This window comes from Pseudomonas sp. GW460-LB5 (assembly GCF_059423245.1).
Genome location: NZ_JBWKXT010000004.1, coordinates 39,528 through 55,762, shown reverse-complemented (window position 1 = coordinate 55,762; position 16,235 = coordinate 39,528). Strand labels below are relative to the sequence as shown.

The window sequence follows — 16,235 nt, the reverse complement described above, 5'->3', positions numbered from 1 at the left end:
ACCAGCTGCAGACCGAGTCTGTCTGAAGGTGTAACTGCGCTATCATGCCGCCAGCTGTTTTCAGGTTCAATTAAGGACCGGTGGTTAGTCTTGATTGCGTAGACAACTTACACAGTTCTCAGGAGAGAAGAACGATGAAAACCTTGACTGCCCTGTTCGCCGCCACCGCCCTCGCCCTGGGGGCCAATGCTGCTTTCGCCAAGGATGTACAGCCTGACGAAGTGGTCAAGCTGGTCAACGCCAAGACCATCAAGTCGCTGGATGAGCTCAAAGCCGCCGCCGTGGCCAAGCACCCCGGTGCCACCGTCACCGACTCGGAGCTGGAAAACGAATACGGTCGCTACATCTACAAGGTAGAGATGCGTGACACCCAGAACGTCGAATGGGACGTCGACCTGGACGCCAAGACCGGTGAAGTGCTGAAGGACGAGCGGGACAGCTGATGATTCACTTACCGCGGCCAGCGCGCTACCTCGCGCTGGCGCTGTTGGCCGTATGCTCTCTGGCCGCTGCCCGCGACCTTGACCAGGACGAAGCCCTGAAGCTTCGCCAGAAGGGCGTCATCCTGCCGCTTGAGCAATTGCTGGAAACCGCCTTGGGGCGTTACCCCGGGGCGCGCCTGCTGGAAGCCGAGCTGGAAGAAGACGACGATCGCTACGAATATGAAGTCGAGCTGCTGACGGCTGAAGGTGTGGTGCGCGAGATCAAGCTCGATGCCAGCACCGGTGCCCTGCTCAAAGACGAGGAAGACGACTGAATGCGCCTGTTGCTTGTCGAGGACAATGTCCCGCTGGCTGACGAACTGACTGCTGGCCTGCAGCGCCAGGGCTATGCCGTGGACTGGCTGGCCGACGGCCGAGACGCGGTCTACCAAGGCCAGAGCGAACCCTACGACCTGATCATTCTCGACCTTGGCCTGCCTGGCTTGCCGGGCCTGGACGTACTGGCCCAGTGGCGCGCTGCCGGCCTGGCCACCCCGGTGCTGATCCTCACCGCCCGTGGCTCCTGGGCCGAGCGCATCGAAGGGTTGAAGGCCGGGGCCGATGACTACCTGAGCAAACCGTTTCACCCGGAGGAGCTGCAATTGCGTATCCAGGCGTTGCTGCGGCGTGCCCGGGGCCTGGCCAACCAGCCGAAACTGGAGGCGGCCGGGCTGCACCTGGATGAAAGCCGTCAGTGCGTGAGCCGTGATGGCGTGGATGTGCAGCTGACTGCTGCGGAGTTCCGGCTGCTGCGTTACTTCATGCTGCACCCGCAGCAGATCCTGTCCAAGAGCCACTTGGCCGAGCACCTTTACGATGGTGAAACCGAGCGTGACTCCAACGTGTTGGAAGTGCACGTCAATCACTTGCGGCGCAAGCTGGGCCGTAGCGTGATCGAGACCCGTCGCGGGCAGGGCTATATCTATGCCGGGAGCGCTGAGTGAAGTCGATCCAGGCCCGCCTGAGCCTTGGCCTGGTGGCGGTGCTGGTGGTGGTGGGCGTGGTGCTGGCGCAACTGACTCTGTGGCTGTTCGAAGCCGGCCTGCAGCGCTACCTGGAAAACGGCCTGCGCAAGGAAAGCGAGAACCTGCTGGTGGCATTGGTGCGTGGCCCGTCCGGCCTGCAGCTGGATGAGCGCCGTATTTCGGCTGCCTACCAGCGGCCCTTTTCCGGTTACTACTTCCGCATCGATTTCGACAAAGGTACCTGGAGGTCCCGTTCGCTGTGGGATCTGGACATGCCGAAACCTTCGGCGCCCGGGCTCTCCGACAGTCATGAACTCGGCCCGGAAGGCCAGCAACTGTTGGCCCTGCGCGCCGACTACCGGCGCCTGGGCCAGGACATCTCGATCAGCGTGGCGCAGGACTATTCGCCGGTGCGCGAAGGCTTCCGGCGCTTGCAGCAGATCGGCCTGGGCATGGGGTTGGTGGCCCTGATCCTGGTCCTGGTGCTGCAGCGCATCACGGTTACCCGCTCGCTGCGGCCGCTGGAGCGGGCACGCCAGCAAATCGCCCAACTGCAGCAGGGCCAGCGCTCGCAGCTGGATGAGGAGGTGCCCAGCGAATTGGCGCCACTGGTGGGGCAGGTCAACCACCTGCTCAGCCATACCGAAGATAGCCTGCGCCGTTCGCGCAATGCCTTGGGCAACCTGGGGCATGCGCTGAAGACGCCGTTGGCAGTGCTGCTGAGCCTGGCCTCCAGCGAGCGTCTGAAGGATTTGCCCGAAGTCCGCGCGCAGATGCGCGAGCAGCTGGAGCAGATTCAGCAGCGGCTGGCGCGCGAGCTGAACCGTGCGCGGCTGGCGGGTGACGCGTTGCCAGGCGCGCAGTTCGATTGTGACGCCGAGCTACCGGGGTTGCTGGGCACGTTGGGCATGATTCACGGAGAAGGCCTGCTGTTGGCAAGTGATGTGCCGCCCGGGCTGTTATTGCCATGGGACCGTGAAGACTTCCTGGAGCTGCTGGGCAACCTGCTGGATAACGCCTGCAAGTGGGCTGACAGCGAGGTGCGACTGGGTATTGCGCCTAGTGCCGAGGGTTATCAGCTGTGGGTCGATGACGACGGTCCCGGCATCCCTGAGGGCCAGCGCCAGCAAGTGCTGGAGCGTGGTTCGCGGTTGGACGAGCAGGTGGACGGGCATGGCCTGGGCTTGGGCATCGTGCGCGATATCGTCGACGCCTGGGGTGGGCAACTGGCCTTGGAAGAGAGCCCGCTGGGCGGATTGCGCGTGAGCATTGACCTGCCGCGCAAGGCCCGGTAATGCTGGGGCCGCTGTGCGGCCCATCGCGACACAAGGCCGCGCAGCGCCCCTTTGGTCCTATCAGTACTGCAAAAAAATTGCAGTACAGCCGCAGTTTTTTGAATTAGCCCAATTTCCCTCCACCCGGCAAAATCCCCCTCACGAAACCCTGCGGTTTCCATCTCTCCACGGACGGAGCCCCTTGTGGTATTGCACGCGCAATACGAGGCCCAGGCCAGCTCGGCTGGGCTTTCTTTTTAATCAGAAATAGCAAAGATCCCGATTACCTAAATGTCTGCCTCGCGTTCCGAAAACCGTCTGCAGCGCCTGTTGCCGGCGCCTCTGAATACCCCTCCAAAAGAATGGTTGCGTGCCGGTATCGGTGCGGTGTTCGGTTTGTTCCTTGCGGGCTGGCTGACCAGCATGGCCTACGGTCCCGACATCGCCTTGCACCTGCTGGGCCCGCTGGCTGCCTCGGCAGTGCTGGTATTCGCCGTGCATTCCGGCCCATTGGCCCAACCTTGGCCGGTGCTGGGTAGCTACGCGCTGGCTGGCGCGGTCGGCCTGGCCCTGCGCCAAGGCTTTGGCCCGGAACTGTGGGTGGCCGCTGCGGCCCTGGGTATCTCGATCCTGGTCATGTGCCTGCTGCGCTGCCTGCACCCGCCGGGTGGCGGGGTGGCGGTGAGTGCAGTGCTGGCCGACACAGGGCTGACCGCCATGGGTGATCACCTGCTTGAGCCGATCCTGCTCAATGCACTGATCCTGGTGAGCGTGGCGGTGCTCTACAACCGCCTCACCGGGGTGCGCTACCCGAAAGGCGTCGCGGTACGCAAAGACTCGCACCACACCCACGACCGACAGCCCAGTGAACGGGTCGGCATCCGTGGCGAGGACCTGGACCAGGCCCTCGAAGAGTTGGGTGAGTTCGTCGACGTTACCCGTGACGAGCTGGAGCGCATCCTCCTGGCCACCGAGCAGCACGCCCTGCAGCGCAGCCTTGGCGGTATTACCGCGGCCTCGGTAATGTCGCGCGATGTTCAGTTTGCCACGCCCCAGACTACCCTCGAGCAGGCCTGGAAAATGCTGGCCAGCCACCACCTGAAAACCCTGCCGGTGTTGCAACAGGGCAGGCTGGTGGGCATCGTCAGCCTTAGCGACCTGGTGGGCCCGGCGATGCAGCATGGCCGCTTCAGCTGGCGGGGGCTGTTCGGCCGCAAGGCGGTACGCATGGAGCAGGTGATGAGCCGGCGGGTGGTCAGTGTCAGCAGTCAGCACCCGCTTGAGTGCCTGCTGCCGTTGCTGTGCGAGCAAGGTCTGCACTGCCTGCCGGTGCTCGATGGCGACCAGTTGGTGGGGGTAATCACCCAGACCGACCTCATCGCCGGCCTCAAGCGGCAACTGCTCAGCAAAGCCGTGGCCTCAGATAACCGGGTCCCAGCGTTGTGACCAGTCGCTGGCGCCGGCGGCGACCAGCCGGCGCAGGATGGCGAGGGCCTGTTGCAGGGCCTCGCTGTCGCGCTTGCGTGGGTATACCAGAAAGGTCGGGTAGGTGAATTCCGGTGCCTGCGGTACCCGCTCGAACACGCCACTGTCCAGGTAAGCCTGCACCACCCGCGTACGAAAATAACCGCTGCCGCCCTGATCGAGGATGAACTGCAAGGCCAGTGGGCCCAGGTTGAAGCTGAGCGCCGGGCGGGCGCAGTCGGGCAGGGCGGCATCGTGCTGGCGGCGGAAGGCCTCGCCCCAGTCGATGTAGACATAGGGCTCTGGCCGGTCGACCCGGCGCACGCGGATCAGCTTCTCTTCCATCAACTGTTCCACCTGCAGGCCCGGCCCGTAGGTCGGCTGGTACACCAGCGCAGCGTCCAGCAAACCCATCTCGACCTTGCGCAGCAGCGACTCGCCGTCGCTCACCTCGCTGCGGATGGCATGGCTGGGCAGCTCACGGTGCAGGGCGCTGACCCAGTCGAGCAGCATCGGGTTGCCCAGGCTCACTTCTCCCCCCACATGCAGCACTTGCTGGCAGCCCTCAGGTAGCGGCAGGTCACGTCGCGCCGCTTCCCAGGTTTGTACCAGCTGGTTGGCATAACTGACGAATGCCTCGCCATCGCTGGTCAGGCTGGCGCCGTTGCGGCTGCGCACGAACAGCTGGCAGCCCAGTTGCTGCTCCAGGCGCTGAACCCTGGCGGTTATGGCCGTTTGTGACACGAACAGGCGTTCGGCGGCGGCGACCAGGCTGCCGCAACGCACGATTTCCAGGAAGGTTCGGGCCTGATCGATGTCCATGGGCTGCTCGGTGGCTGAGGGTGGCCTATTCTAGAGGCTTTGCACCGTTATGGGGCGTTTTTGCGTTGTCTGCAAATTTGCAGGTCGGTTGTGACTTTAGTCCCCTGGCGGCGCGGGTGTAGCGGTCCATACTCAGGGTTCGCCCTTCAATAACAACAAGTACCGGGTTCCCTTCGATATGAGCTATCAGCACAGCTACGCCCATTCCATTTCCGACCCTGCCGCTTTCTGGGCGGAACAGGCCGCGCACCTGGCCTGGCACCGCAAGCCTGCCGTCATCCTGCAAGACAACCCTGACGGTACCCACCGCTGGTTCGCCGACGGCCGCCTGAACAGTTGCTACCTGGCCCTCGATCACCAGATCGAGCAGGGCCGTGGCGAGCAGTTGGCGCTGGTCTACGATTCGCCAGTCACCGGCGTGCAGCAGGCCTACACCTACAACCAGCTGCGCGATGAAGTGGCGCAACTGGCCGGTTTGCTGCGCCAGCTAGGGGTGACAAAGGGCGACGGGGTGATCATCTATATGCCCATGGTGCCGCAAGCGGCCATGGCCATGCTGGCCTGCGCGCGGATCGGTGCAGTGCATTCGGTGGTGTTCGGCGGCTTTGCCGCCAACGAGCTGGCTTTGCGCATCGATGACGCCCGGCCCACGCTGCTGTTGACGGCATCTTGCGGGCTGGAATTCGACAAGGTTATTGCCTATAAGCCGCTGGTCGACCGCGCCCTGCAGCTGGCCCGGCACCAGCCGCGCAATGTGCTGGTGCTGCAACGACCGCAGGCGCAGGCTGCACTGCACCCAGGCCGCGACCTGGACTGGCAGGCAGCGTTGGCCGGCGCCCAGCCGGTGGCACCGGTCGAGCTGGATGCCGGCGACCCGCTGTACATCATGTACACCTCGGGTACCACCGGCAAACCCAAGGGCATCGTCCGGGAAAATGGCGGCAATGCCGTGGCGCTGTGCTATGCCATGCGCCATATCTATGGCATGCAGGCCGGCGACGTGTGGTGGGGCATTTCCGATGTAGGGTGGGTGGTCGGCCATTCGCTGATCGTCTATGGGCCGCTGATGAGCGGCTGCACCACCGTGTTTTACGAAGGCAAGCCGATCCGCACCCCGGATGCTTCGGCCTACTGGCGGGTGGTGGAGCAGTACAAGGTCAACGCGCTGTTCTGTGCGCCTACCGCCATGCGTGCCATCCGCAAGGAAGATCCGGAGGGCGAGTTGATCCGCAGGCACGACCTCAGCTCGCTGCGCCAGCTGTTCCTGGCGGGTGAGAAGCTCGATTCCAGCACCCATGAATGGCTGGAGCGGGTCACTGGCAAACCGGTGCACGACCACTGGTGGCAGACCGAGACCGGCTGGCCGGTCACCGCGCCCTGTGTGGGGCTGGAAGGCAGTGCGGCGAAGCCGGGCTCAAGCAACCGGGCGGTGCCGGGTTATCACGTGCGTGTGCTGGATGACGAGGGCCACTTGCTGGGCCCCAACCACCAGGGCTCGATCGTCATTGCCTTGCCACTGCCGCCTGGGTGCAGCCAGACCCTGTGGGGCGACCACGAGCGTTACTTGCAGGCTTACCTGCGCACCTACCCGGGGTATTACCACACGGGCGACGGCGGCTTTCTGGATGATGACGGTTTTGTCTACATCATGGGGCGCACGGATGACGTGATCAACGTGTCCGGGCACCGGCTGTCTACCGGCGAAATGGAGGACCTGGTGGCCTGCCACCCGGCAGTGGCCGAGTGTGCGGTGATTGGCGTTCATGATGAAATCAAAGGGCAAGTGCCGTTGGCGCTGGTTGTCCTCAAGGACGGCGAGGGCATTGCCGAGGCGCAGTTGCTGGTGGACCTGGTGGGTAGCGTGCGCGAGTCGATTGGCCCGCTGGCCTGTTTCAACCGGGTTCGGCTGGTGAAGCGGCTGCCCAAGACCCGCTCGGGGAAAATCTTGCGCGCGGTGCTGCGCAAGATTGCCGATGGGCAGGATTACGTACCGCCTTCTACCCTGGACGACCCGGCGGTGCTTGGGGAGATCGAGGCGGTGCTGGCGGATTTGCCCAGGGCGGGTTGATGCTTGACCTCAGGGCCTCATCGCCGGCAAGCCAGCCCCCACAGGTTGGTCACAGACCCTGAAGCCTGCGCGGTACCTGTGGGAGCCGGCTTGCCGGCGATGAGGCCGGTGCGGGCAATTCAGGTCTAGGGGGCTACCTGGTGCAGTTGCCCCAGCCGGCTGCGGGTACGCATCAGGTCGGCGAGTGGGCCGCCCAGGCTCTCTTCCAGCGGCCGTTTGCCAATCACCGTCACCTGTCGGTCCTGGTCATACAACACATCCACCAGGTTGACGAAGCGCTGCTGGGCCGCCAGCGAGCACTGCGCCAGGTCATCCAGACCATCGATGATCCATTCATCGTACTGCTGCGCCAGCGCCAGGTAGTCGATCACCGCGGTGGCTTTTTCACACAAATCGTCAAAGCCAAGTACCACCCGCCGGCCATCGATAGCCAGCGCACGCAGCGGGCGTTTGTTCACTTCAAGCATGACCGGCTGCTCGTGCGGCACGCTCAGCGCCTGGCGCTGTGCTGCCGTCCCTGGCCATACATAGTGGCCCTGGGTAAACCGCTGGTGCTCGCGATTGGCTGGCAAGCTACGGAAGTCGGTGTCGCCACCCACTTCCAGCACTTGCATGCGCCCGTTGATCAGACGGATTACCGGCAGGAAGCGCTCGTGGTACAGCGGGTTGGGCAATAGCCCTTCGGGTGCATAGTTGGAGGTCACCAGCAGGAACACGCCACGGGCGAACAGCGCGTTGAACAAGCGAGTAAGCAGCATGGCATCGCCGATGTCATGCACGTGAAATTCGTCGAAGCACAACACCTGGCAGCCGCCCACCAGTTCGTCGAGGGTCGCGCCCAACGCATCGTCCAGGGCTCGATGGCGGTGCATGCCCTGATGAAGGCGGGCAAAGAAGTCATGAAAATGCAGGCGGCGCTTGGCCTCGACCGGCACCGCCTGGAAGAAGCCGTCCAGTAGCCAGCTCTTGCCGCGCCCCACCGCCCCATAGAGGTACAGGCTGCGCGGCTGGCCGTGTTCAAGCAGTACCAGTTGTTCGGCCATGCAGTGGATCACCTGTCGCTGGCCGTCACTGAGCTGGTAACCCCGGCTTCGGGCTTTGTCCTCGAACCCGTCAAGCAGTTCGCTCTGGTTGACGGGGGCGCCGCGCAGGCGCTGGCCAAGCTGGCGCAGTGGGGCAGGGATCCAGGCAGACACAGGCAACGCTCCTTGGGCGATGGCGGGGCAGCGTGCAGCTTGCCCGAGGGCGGCCGTTTTGACTAATACAGAAAGTGACCGGCAATGATCACTTCATGCGATAGGTCGGGCCGCACACCCGCTTTGCCTAGCCCTTGCGCTCCAGCTGACGCTCGATCATGTACTTCACTGCCAGGCGGCGCTCCTTGAGGTGGCGCAGGTCTTCGTCGACGAAGTTGCCCGCCGAGATCGATTCGGCGGCCAGTACCTGGTTGTCGATGTCCACATACTCGTCCAGCAGCCGGTCAAGCGCCTTGTCCTGCTGGCGGCGTTGCTGGACGATTTCACGCGGGTAGTGCAGGTCCTGGTAGAGGTCGTGGGAGACAGGCATGAGGTCCTCCTTGGTCAATGCAATGGGCTTATCTGATTGGAAGGGAGGAATGCGATTGTGTTGAAGCGAAGCGGAAGGAAAGCGACGGATGGTCGTTCTCGCACCACTGAAATGACTAACCCGCTGTTTTTTGGTAATTTTTTTTCATCAGGGGGTTCACAGACCGAAAGTTTGTTGTTAAAGTGCCGCGCATTCCAAGACAACAACCCAGTTGTCACTCAGTTGGAATTGTCAGAGCAGCGAATGCTGCATCCGATACAGGGGCGTCGCCAAGCGGTAAGGCAGCAGGTTTTGATCCTGCCATGCGTTGGTTCGAATCCAGCCGCCCCTGCCATTTTTCAGATTAAAACGTATGTCACCCGGTGCTTAGAAAAATAGGCGCTGGGTTTTGTCGTTTCCGCAGTTTTCTCATCTGTCCGCAATCCCTGCAGAAGCGGCCTTGTGTTGCGATGGGCTGCGCAGCAGCCCCGGGGATCTGCAATCCTTGGGGCTGCCATGCAGCCCATCCGACCGGTCCGGCGCCCCGGCAAGGCCGCTCTTACAGCCGCGGGTTACCCGGTAATGCCCAGCATCTCGTTCAGCACCCTGGCCAGCTGATCACTCTGCACAGGCTTCTGGATCACCACGCTGCCCGGTAGCTCCAGCCCTTGCAGCTCTGCATAGCCAGTCAGGAACACCACCGGCAACTGGGGGTACCCTTCGCGCGCAGCCAACGCCAATTGTGCGCCGTTGAATTCGGGGATTGCGAAATCGGTAAGCAGCAGATCGATTTCATCGTCCAGCAACGCCAATGCCTGCTCGCCGCTGTGCGCCTGACGCACCTGGTAGCCATACTGGCGCAGCACATCGCCAAGCATGTCACGCACCAGATGGTCATCGTCCACCAGCAACACCGTGCGGTTGCGGCCACTTTCGCTGACTGGCTGGTTGAGCATCGGTACCACGGGCTCACTGACGGCCTGGTCCTTTACTGCTGGCAGGTACACCGCCACCTGGGTGCCCTGGCCAGGCGCGGTGTCGATGTGCACGCCTCCCCCGGACTGTTTGGCGAAGCCGAACACTTGGGCCAGACCCAGGCCCGAACCCTTGCCGATGTCCTTGGTGGTGAAAAACGGCTCGAATACCTTGGTCAGCACCTCTTCGTTCATGCCGCAGCCGGTATCGCGGATGCTCAGCATTACATACTCGCCGGGATCCGGATCTTCCGGGCGTTGCGGGCGGGTGTCGATGCGGGTGTTGCGGGTAGTCAGGGTCAGTTGGCCGCCGTCAGGCATGGCATCGCGGGCATTGATCGCCAGGTTCAGGATGATCATCTCTGTCTGGGTGGGGTCGGTCAGTGCCTGCCACAGGGCCTGGTCCAGGTCCAGGCGCACTGAGACGTTGCCCCCCAATGTGCGGCGCAACAGTTCTTCCAGGCCGGTCAGGGTCTGGTTGAGGTTAAGTGCTACCGGCTCCAGGCGCTGGCGGCGCGAGAAAGCCAGCAACTGCGACGTCAATTTGGCGCCACGCTCGCCCGCTTCGCGGATGTGGGTGAGGCGCGTGCGGGCCTTGTCCAGGTCGGCCTTGGCCAGGTCGCGCTCAAGGAAGCTGGCGCCGGTGAGGATCACCGTCAGCAGGTTGTTGAAGTCGTGGGCCACGCCAGCGGTCAGCTGGCCGACTGCTTCGAGCCGCTGCATCTGCTGCAGCGCCGCCTCGATGCGCTCGCGTTCGTTGATCTGTTCACGCAGGCGGGCGTTGGCCTCTGCAAGGCCCAAGGCGGCTTCGCGCTCGCTGGTGATGTCGCGTGCCACCACGTACAGCAGGGTGTCTTCAGGCACCACCACCCACGACAGCCAGCGTTGCTGGCCGCCGGCGTGCAGGATGCGGCCGACGAAACGTACGCTGGTACGGCCATGGGCGAGGGCGGCCAATTCGGTCAGCAGCAGTTCCTGGTCGGGCTCGGGCAGCAGGTGCAGCAATGACGTTTGGCTCAGGCGCTCGCGGGAGAAGCCCAGGCTGGCTTCCCATGCAGGGTTCAGTGCGACTGGGGTCAGGTCTTTGTTCAACACTGCCAGCAGGTCCTGCGACAGCTCCCAGGCACGGTCGCGTTCGCGGGTGCGGCGCTCGACCCTTTCTCCCAGCATCTCGTTGAGCTGACGCAGCGCCTGGGTGGCCAGGCGTTGCGTGTTGACGTCCTGCAGCACGCCGGAAAAACGCACGCACTGGCCATCGACGAACTGGCTCTGGCCGCTGCTGAGCAACCAGCGTGGTTCCAGGCCGTTGGGTTGCGCGATGCGAAATTCGACCCGATAGCGGCCGCCGCTCTCCGGGCGCATGGCGTGTTCCACGGCCTCACGTACCATTGGCAGGTCGTCCGGGTAGATGCCGTCGTAGAACACTTCAAGGCTCATTTCGGTGCTGACAGGCAGGCCGAACAGGATCTTGCAGCGGTCGTCCCACAGCAACAGGTGCTCTTGTGGGCGCAGGTCCCAGGTGCCCATGCCGGCGGCATCGATGGCAATCCGCGCACGTGCTTCGACGTCGACCAGGGCCTCTTCGGCGCGGCGCCGGCGCTGGCGTTCCTGCACTTCGGTCAGGGCCCGGCGTACCGCCTTGGGCAGCAGTGGCAGGTTCTTCTTCAGCACATAGTCAGTGGCGCCCAGGCGGATCATTTCCACCGCGTGCTCTTCGCCGTAGATGCCAGACAAGAAGATGAACGGAGTGTCCGGTGCCAAACGCTGCGAGATGGCCAGCACCTCGGTGCCAGACGACCCCGGCAGGACGCAGTCGCACAGGATCAGATCGTAGCGTGCCTCACGCAGGGCATGTTCAACCCCCACATGGTCGAACACAAGCTGTGACTGCACATGCAGCCCGCTGCGCTCCAGACGCATCAGGGTAAGCTCGGCGTCCATCGAGCTGTCTTCGACCATCAGCAGTTTCAATGGTGTTTGCTGCATCGTTGCGGCGGCCTCAATTGCTACCGCGACGATTCAGCCGCAGTGAGCCGGGTGGCGGTTCGTTAAGCACTGCCCAGAATATCCCGAGGTCGGAAATGGCGGCGACGAATTCCTTGAAATCTACCGGTTTGACCACGTAGGCGTTGACCCCAAGTTCATAGGCACGCAACAGGTCGGGCTCCTCCCGCGAGGAGGTCAGCATTACCGTGGGGATGCTGCGCAGTTCGGCAGTGGCGCGTACTTCCTTCAGCACTTCCAGGCCATCGACCTTGGGCAGTTTCAGGTCCAGCAACAGCACGGCAGGGTTGCCGTCATCGCGTGTGGCATAGCTGTTGCGGCGCAGCAGGTAGTCGAGTGCGTCGGCGCCATCGCGCAGCACGATGACCTCGTTGGCCAACTGGCTGCGTTCCAGGGCCAGCAGGGTCAGTTCCAGGTCCCGGGGGTTGTCTTCGACCAGCAGGATGGGTTTGAGCATGATAGTAGCGGTGCCTCAGGTAGCAGTGTTTCGGGGGAGGGTAAAGTGGAAGCTTGCGCCCTGGTCGGTCTGGCCTTCTGCCCAGACCCGGCCATCATGGCGCTCGATGATGCGGCGCACACTGGCAAGGCCAATCCCTGTGCCCTCGAAGTCTTCCATGCGGTGCAGGCGCTGGAATACACCGAACAGCTTGCTTGCATAGGCCATGTCGAAGCCCACGCCATTGTCGCGAATGCAGATCTCGGTTTCGCCCGGATGCAGCACCGCACTGATCGCGATGTGTGCAGGTGAACGGCCGCGCGTGTACTTGATTGCATTGGCGATCAGGTTGCGCAGCGCCAGGTTGATGAAGGCCGGATCGCCAATTACCTTGGGTAGCGGAGCGATGTCCCAAACGATTGCGCGGCCTTCGTAATCGGGGGCCAGCTCGCTGCGAATGGCATCGACCAGCGTATTGAGGTCCACGTCGGACAGGCGCAGGGCCGAGCGGCCCATCTGCGAGAAGTTGAGCAAGTTGTCGACCAGGCTACCGGCGAAGTTCGCCGCTTCGCCGATATGATTCAGGAAGCGCTTGCCGCGCTCGCTCAGGCCCTGGCCTTCCAGTTCGCCCAGCAGTTCGGTGTAGCCCGCGATGTGCCGCAGGGGGGCGCGCAGGTCGTGGGAAACACTGTAGGAAAACGCTTCGAGTTCCTTGTTCGAACGGCGCAGGTCACCCGCCAGCTGGGCCAGTTCTTCTGCTTTACGCAGGACGATGCCAAGCACGGCGGTGCGCAGTTCCAGTACGCCCTCGATCACCAGCGGGTCCCAAGGCTCGCTGTAGCCGCGCAGTTCTTCCTGCCAGCGTTCGAAACTGTGCCGCGGGTCGAGGTTGCCCTGCGGCCCGACCTGCTTGATCGGCTGGCCCGCCCAGTTCACCGTGCGCACTTGCTCTGGCCGGAACCACAGCAGGTAGTGCGAGTGGATCTGCGAGATGGCCACCGCCAGTACGCCGCCGGCATGGGCAGCGAGCTCGGGCAGGTCAGTGATGTCGCGGCGCACGTTGTCACTGTGGAATACAGTGTCTTCGCCGCGCTGGCCAAGCCAGTGCACCAGCGCGGTCACCTGGGCTTCAGGCGGCGTCTGGCCGATCAGGTCACAGCGTTCGGCCGAGATGACGGCGGCGCCCTGGGCATCGGCAAAAGCCAGCAACACCTGGGGCAGGTCACGCAGGCCATCACTGACGCTGTCGTGGTCGGCCATGGACGAAATCATGCGCACGATGTGTTGGCGCAATGCCAGCAGCTTGCGCGTGTTGGCATGGGACTCGCGCGATTCGATCTGCAGCGACAGCACACTGGCCAGCAACTCGCAGGCTGTGCGGGTACGCAGGTCCACCGCGCGCGGCTGTTGATGGTGGCAGGACACCAGCCCCCACAGCTCGCCGTCGACCACGATCGACAGCGACATCGAAGCCAGCGTACCCATGTTGCGCATGTATTGCAGGTGCACCGGCGAGACACTGCGCAGCGCGGCAAAACTCATGTCCAGTGCCTTGCCGGTGCGTGGGTTGAGCGCCGGGAGCAGGGGCGAGGGTTGATAGTTGGCATCCTCGATCACGCGGATGCGGTTGACCCGGTACAGTTCGCGCGCCTGGCGCGGGATGTCTGCAGCCGGGAAGCACAACCCCAGGTAAGCGGGGTAACTTGGGTCAACCGCCTCGGCCAGTACCTGGCCGTTGCCCTCGGCATCGAAACGGTACGCCTTGACCCGGCCAAAGCCGGTAATGCGCTTGAGCTGCAACACCGTTTGCTGCAGCAGGTCTTCGAGGCTGCTGGCCAATTGCAGGCTGCCGACAAAGTTGCGCACCAGCGGGTAATAGTCGCCTTGCCCCGCCAGTTCCGGCGATAAACACGGAGGTTCGAATTCGGCAATCAGTACGTCGTCGTGGCCGTGCACCAGCAAATGCAGCGGGGTGCCGTAAGGCGCACCTTGGGACAAGCGCACATCCCCGATGTGAAAGGGGAAGATTTCATCTTCAGGCAGCCGTGCCAGTTGCGTGTGCAGGTCAAAGCCATCGTTGACCAGGTTGGCGAAAGGGCAACCGATCAGTTCACGGGCCGGCAAGCCCAGCCAGTGCTCGACGTTTTCACTGGCCTGCAGCACGCACAGGTCGATGGGGTCCAGCACCAGCAGAAAACCGTGGGGCTGGACGCTGCTCGGGACGTGGATAGGTTCCCGGGCACAGCGCTCCATGGCTTCTGCCAGCGTGGTGTCTGCAGTCATCAATGAAAACGCTCCTGTCATGTCCGTCCATGTATGGCATAGGCGCCTGGCGCTGGATGAACGCTCTTCAGCCTACCAGAAACCAGGCACATTTACCGGCCCTCGGCCATTGGAGACATGGAGTTCGCCTGTGGTTCTGCGCCGTTTCGGGTTTTTTTTAACGGGGCGCTATCGCTTTATCGCTAATACCAAAAAACGGTTGGGTGCCACCGTCGTTGCCCTGCCTCACTGCTACGCTCTGTTCAGGACGTTTCGACAAGGATAACAAGGTGACGGAGCGCTTAATGGCAGCGGTATTGGGCCTGTTGTTCAGCGGCAGTACCGTAGCAGCGGATTTTCTCGTGGAAGTGCGTGTGCTGGTGCAGCGCGGTTGCATGCTGGTCAACCAGCCCCGCGACGCGGGTGCCCAGGCCCTCGGGCGCATTGACCTGGGCTCGTCGGCACGCCTGGACGGCCCCGGCGCGCCGATGAGCGGTGTTTTGCTCAGCCAGCGTCCCCCGCGCCTTGAATGCAATCCGGACACGCCGTATCAGGTGCGTGTCGATGGTGGCCAGCATGGTGGCGCCGGCGAGCTGCGCTACCTGGCCAGCGACGACCGCACGGCTCGGCCCATCCCCTATCGCTTGTACCGCGACGCTGCCTGGCGTGAGCCGCTTGCGGTAGGGGTCGCCCAGTCGGCAAGGGTGCCGGGCAGTGGCTCGGTGGAGCTGCCGTTGTACGCACGCATCGACAAACTGGCGTGGGTGCCGAATGCAGGGGTTTACGCCGACCTGCTTAAAGTCACGGTCACCTGGTAGGGACGCCGCCATGCTCAAGGACGCCACGCCATGAACCGCATCTCGATCTTGTTGCTAACCCTTGGCCCGCTGCTGGTTCCCGGCGGTGAGGCGCACGGCAGCACCACCGGTTTCATCCAGGCGCGGTTGGTGATCAGTGCAGCCTGCCAGATCAGCAGCAACGACACGCAACCGGCTGTGCTGGGCAACCCAGGGGTGCTGGATTTTGGCGAGCGCGGCCCGAACTGGGACCAGCCCCTGCGCAGCCGGGTTGATGAGGCGGGCGGCGCGGGCACCCTGCAGATCAGCTGCACGCCCGAAGTGCGGGCCTTTAATGTACGGATCAATGGTGGACTGAATGGCGACGACGGGGTGCGCCGGTTGAGTAATGGCCGAGAACTCATCCCTTATCAACTGGCGGTCGACCCAGGCGGTAATAGCCGCTACGCCATCGGCCAAGCGCGTGCTTTTACCATCAACAGCACCCAGCAGGTGCCAATCCCGATTTATGGCGTGGTAGTGGCACCAGCGCGTGCACTGCCGGCCGGGCTGTACCGCGACACCCTCAGAGTGACCCTGGACTGGTAACCACGCAAGGAGACTCCGATGCGAACGAACCTTACATGCTGCATGCTCGCAGGCCTGGGCCTGGCCTTGGCTTCACAGGCCCAGGCCGCCACGGTGACCGGCAGCATCAACTCGACCCTGACGCTGATTTCGGCGTGCCAGGTAAATGGTAGTTCGGGGACGTCGGGGCTCAACTTCGGTGCCTTGAACTTCGGTACCCAGGATGCCTTGTTCGTCACCGCCAATGCCCAGGTGCTCGGCGGCGGCGGCGGTGCCATGAGCATCCTGTGCTCGGCGGGTACGGTGCCTGCGATCAAGGTGCGCGCAGGCCTGCATGACGGCCAGTCGAGCGGTGGCACGCGTGCGCTCGCCGATGGGGCCGGCAACTTTGTGCCGTATGACCTGTACACCGACACCGGGCGCACGACCTTACTGGCCATTGACGGCACCATCACCCTGCCGACCAGCACGGGCGTGGCCCAGACCGTCAACCTCTACGGCAAGGCCGTGGGCAAGGCGGGCCTGCCTGCAGGAGTCTACAGCGACACCATCTCGGTCGAACTGTCGTTCTGAGC

The 16,235-nt window shown here is 63.5% G+C and carries 15 protein-coding genes and 1 tRNA gene; 10 read left to right on the top strand and 6 right to left on the bottom strand.

Going from position 1 to position 16,235, the window contains the following annotated elements; translation table 11 throughout:
* Positions 1-134: 134 nt before the first annotated feature.
* From AC07XM_RS04875 to AC07XM_RS04855, 5 genes are all read left to right on the top strand, one after another.
* A complete protein-coding gene (locus AC07XM_RS04875; protein WP_016485920.1) occupies positions 135-443 on the top strand; it encodes a PepSY domain-containing protein in 309 nt (102 codons plus the stop codon).
* Positions 443-757, top strand: coding sequence for a PepSY domain-containing protein (locus AC07XM_RS04870; RefSeq protein WP_016485921.1), 315 nt, complete (start codon positions 443-445; stop codon positions 755-757). Before AC07XM_RS04875 ends, AC07XM_RS04870 begins: the two co-directional genes overlap by 1 nt.
* Entirely contained in the window at positions 758-1,426 is a 669-nt protein-coding gene (locus AC07XM_RS04865; protein WP_016485922.1) for a response regulator transcription factor, read from the top strand.
* Complete coding sequence (locus AC07XM_RS04860; protein ID WP_016485923.1) at positions 1,423-2,742, top strand: ATP-binding protein; 1,320 nt, start codon at positions 1,423-1,425, stop codon at positions 2,740-2,742. The genes AC07XM_RS04865 and AC07XM_RS04860 overlap by 4 nt, the downstream gene beginning before the upstream one ends.
* Positions 2,743-3,012: 270 nt before the next feature.
* Complete coding sequence (locus tag AC07XM_RS04855) at positions 3,013-4,167, top strand: HPP family protein (RefSeq protein ID WP_016485924.1); 1,155 nt, start codon at positions 3,013-3,015, stop codon at positions 4,165-4,167.
* Here the strand turns inward: AC07XM_RS04855 and AC07XM_RS04850 are convergent.
* The gene (locus tag AC07XM_RS04850; protein ID WP_102689236.1) at positions 4,141-5,007 is read right to left on the bottom strand and encodes a LysR family transcriptional regulator; all 867 of its coding nucleotides are present in this window, start codon (positions 5,005-5,007) and stop codon (positions 4,141-4,143) included. The two genes, AC07XM_RS04855 and AC07XM_RS04850, sit on opposite strands and share 27 nt — an antisense overlap.
* Before the next feature lie 178 nt (positions 5,008-5,185).
* Between AC07XM_RS04850 and AC07XM_RS04845 the strand changes: the two genes are divergently transcribed.
* Positions 5,186-7,075, top strand: coding sequence for a propionyl-CoA synthetase (locus AC07XM_RS04845; protein WP_070086769.1), 1,890 nt, complete (start codon positions 5,186-5,188; stop codon positions 7,073-7,075).
* Positions 7,076-7,200: 125 nt separating this feature from the next.
* On the opposite strand, the gene zapE is transcribed toward AC07XM_RS04845, so the two are convergent.
* The gene (zapE, locus tag AC07XM_RS04840; protein ID WP_095114808.1) at positions 7,201-8,271 is read right to left on the bottom strand and encodes a cell division protein ZapE; all 1,071 of its coding nucleotides are present in this window, start codon (positions 8,269-8,271) and stop codon (positions 7,201-7,203) included.
* A gap of 127 nt (positions 8,272-8,398) precedes the next feature.
* Positions 8,399-8,641 (bottom strand): hypothetical protein, encoded by a 243-nt coding sequence (locus AC07XM_RS04835; protein ID WP_016485928.1) that lies wholly within the window; start codon positions 8,639-8,641, stop codon positions 8,399-8,401.
* Between the two features lie 259 nt (positions 8,642-8,900).
* Here AC07XM_RS04835 and AC07XM_RS04830 point away from each other — a divergent pair.
* A tRNA-Gln gene (locus AC07XM_RS04830) sits at positions 8,901-8,975 on the top strand.
* A gap of 217 nt (positions 8,976-9,192) precedes the next feature.
* Here the strand turns inward: AC07XM_RS04830 and AC07XM_RS04825 are convergent.
* The 3 genes from AC07XM_RS04825 to AC07XM_RS04815 are packed head-to-tail and all read right to left on the bottom strand — an operon-like array spanning position 9,193 to position 14,317.
* The gene (locus AC07XM_RS04825; protein WP_102689235.1) at positions 9,193-11,580 is read right to left on the bottom strand and encodes a hybrid sensor histidine kinase/response regulator; all 2,388 of its coding nucleotides are present in this window, start codon (positions 11,578-11,580) and stop codon (positions 9,193-9,195) included.
* A 13-nt stretch (positions 11,581-11,593) separates the two neighbouring features.
* Complete coding sequence (locus AC07XM_RS04820) at positions 11,594-12,055, bottom strand: response regulator (RefSeq protein WP_016485929.1); 462 nt, start codon at positions 12,053-12,055, stop codon at positions 11,594-11,596.
* A gap of 15 nt (positions 12,056-12,070) precedes the next feature.
* Positions 12,071-14,317, bottom strand: coding sequence for an ATP-binding protein (locus AC07XM_RS04815; protein ID WP_060518826.1), 2,247 nt, complete (start codon positions 14,315-14,317; stop codon positions 12,071-12,073).
* 269 nt (positions 14,318-14,586) lie between these two features.
* Between AC07XM_RS04815 and AC07XM_RS04810 the strand changes: the two genes are divergently transcribed.
* From AC07XM_RS04810 to AC07XM_RS04800, 3 genes are read left to right on the top strand one after another with little or no spacing between them, the layout of a single operon-like run.
* Positions 14,587-15,114 carry a Csu type fimbrial protein gene (locus AC07XM_RS04810; RefSeq protein WP_016485931.1) on the top strand — a complete coding sequence of 176 codons (528 nt, stop codon included), beginning with the start codon at positions 14,587-14,589 and terminating at the stop codon, positions 15,112-15,114.
* Positions 15,115-15,144: 30 nt separating this feature from the next.
* Complete coding sequence (locus AC07XM_RS04805) at positions 15,145-15,681, top strand: Csu type fimbrial protein (RefSeq protein WP_095114812.1); 537 nt, start codon at positions 15,145-15,147, stop codon at positions 15,679-15,681.
* A gap of 18 nt (positions 15,682-15,699) precedes the next feature.
* The gene (locus tag AC07XM_RS04800) at positions 15,700-16,233 is read left to right on the top strand and encodes a Csu type fimbrial protein (RefSeq protein WP_016485933.1); all 534 of its coding nucleotides are present in this window, start codon (positions 15,700-15,702) and stop codon (positions 16,231-16,233) included.
* The last annotated feature ends 2 nt before the right edge of the window (positions 16,234-16,235 follow it).

Excerpts from the sequence above, each read along its gene's own strand:
- AC07XM_RS04875 (WP_016485920.1), top strand. The coding sequence starts at position 135 with ATGAAAACCTTGACTGCCCTGTTCGCCGCCACCGCCCTCGCCCTGGGG.
- AC07XM_RS04870 (WP_016485921.1), top strand. The coding sequence starts at position 443 with ATGATTCACTTACCGCGGCCAGCGCGCTACCTCGCGCTGGCGCTGTTG.
- AC07XM_RS04865 (WP_016485922.1), top strand. The coding sequence starts at position 758 with ATGCGCCTGTTGCTTGTCGAGGACAATGTCCCGCTGGCTGACGAACTG.
- AC07XM_RS04855 (WP_016485924.1), top strand. The coding sequence starts at position 3,013 with ATGTCTGCCTCGCGTTCCGAAAACCGTCTGCAGCGCCTGTTGCCGGCG.
- AC07XM_RS04850 (WP_102689236.1), bottom strand. The coding sequence starts at position 5,007 with ATGGACATCGATCAGGCCCGAACCTTCCTGGAAATCGTGCGTTGCGGC.
- AC07XM_RS04845 (WP_070086769.1), top strand. The coding sequence starts at position 5,186 with ATGAGCTATCAGCACAGCTACGCCCATTCCATTTCCGACCCTGCCGCT.
- AC07XM_RS04835 (WP_016485928.1), bottom strand. The coding sequence starts at position 8,641 with ATGCCTGTCTCCCACGACCTCTACCAGGACCTGCACTACCCGCGTGAA.
- AC07XM_RS04825 (WP_102689235.1), bottom strand. The coding sequence starts at position 11,580 with ATGCAGCAAACACCATTGAAACTGCTGATGGTCGAAGACAGCTCGATG.
- AC07XM_RS04820 (WP_016485929.1), bottom strand. The coding sequence starts at position 12,055 with ATGCTCAAACCCATCCTGCTGGTCGAAGACAACCCCCGGGACCTGGAA.
- AC07XM_RS04815 (WP_060518826.1), bottom strand. The coding sequence starts at position 14,317 with ATGACTGCAGACACCACGCTGGCAGAAGCCATGGAGCGCTGTGCCCGG.
- AC07XM_RS04805 (WP_095114812.1), top strand. The coding sequence starts at position 15,145 with ATGAACCGCATCTCGATCTTGTTGCTAACCCTTGGCCCGCTGCTGGTT.
- AC07XM_RS04800 (WP_016485933.1), top strand. The coding sequence starts at position 15,700 with ATGCGAACGAACCTTACATGCTGCATGCTCGCAGGCCTGGGCCTGGCC.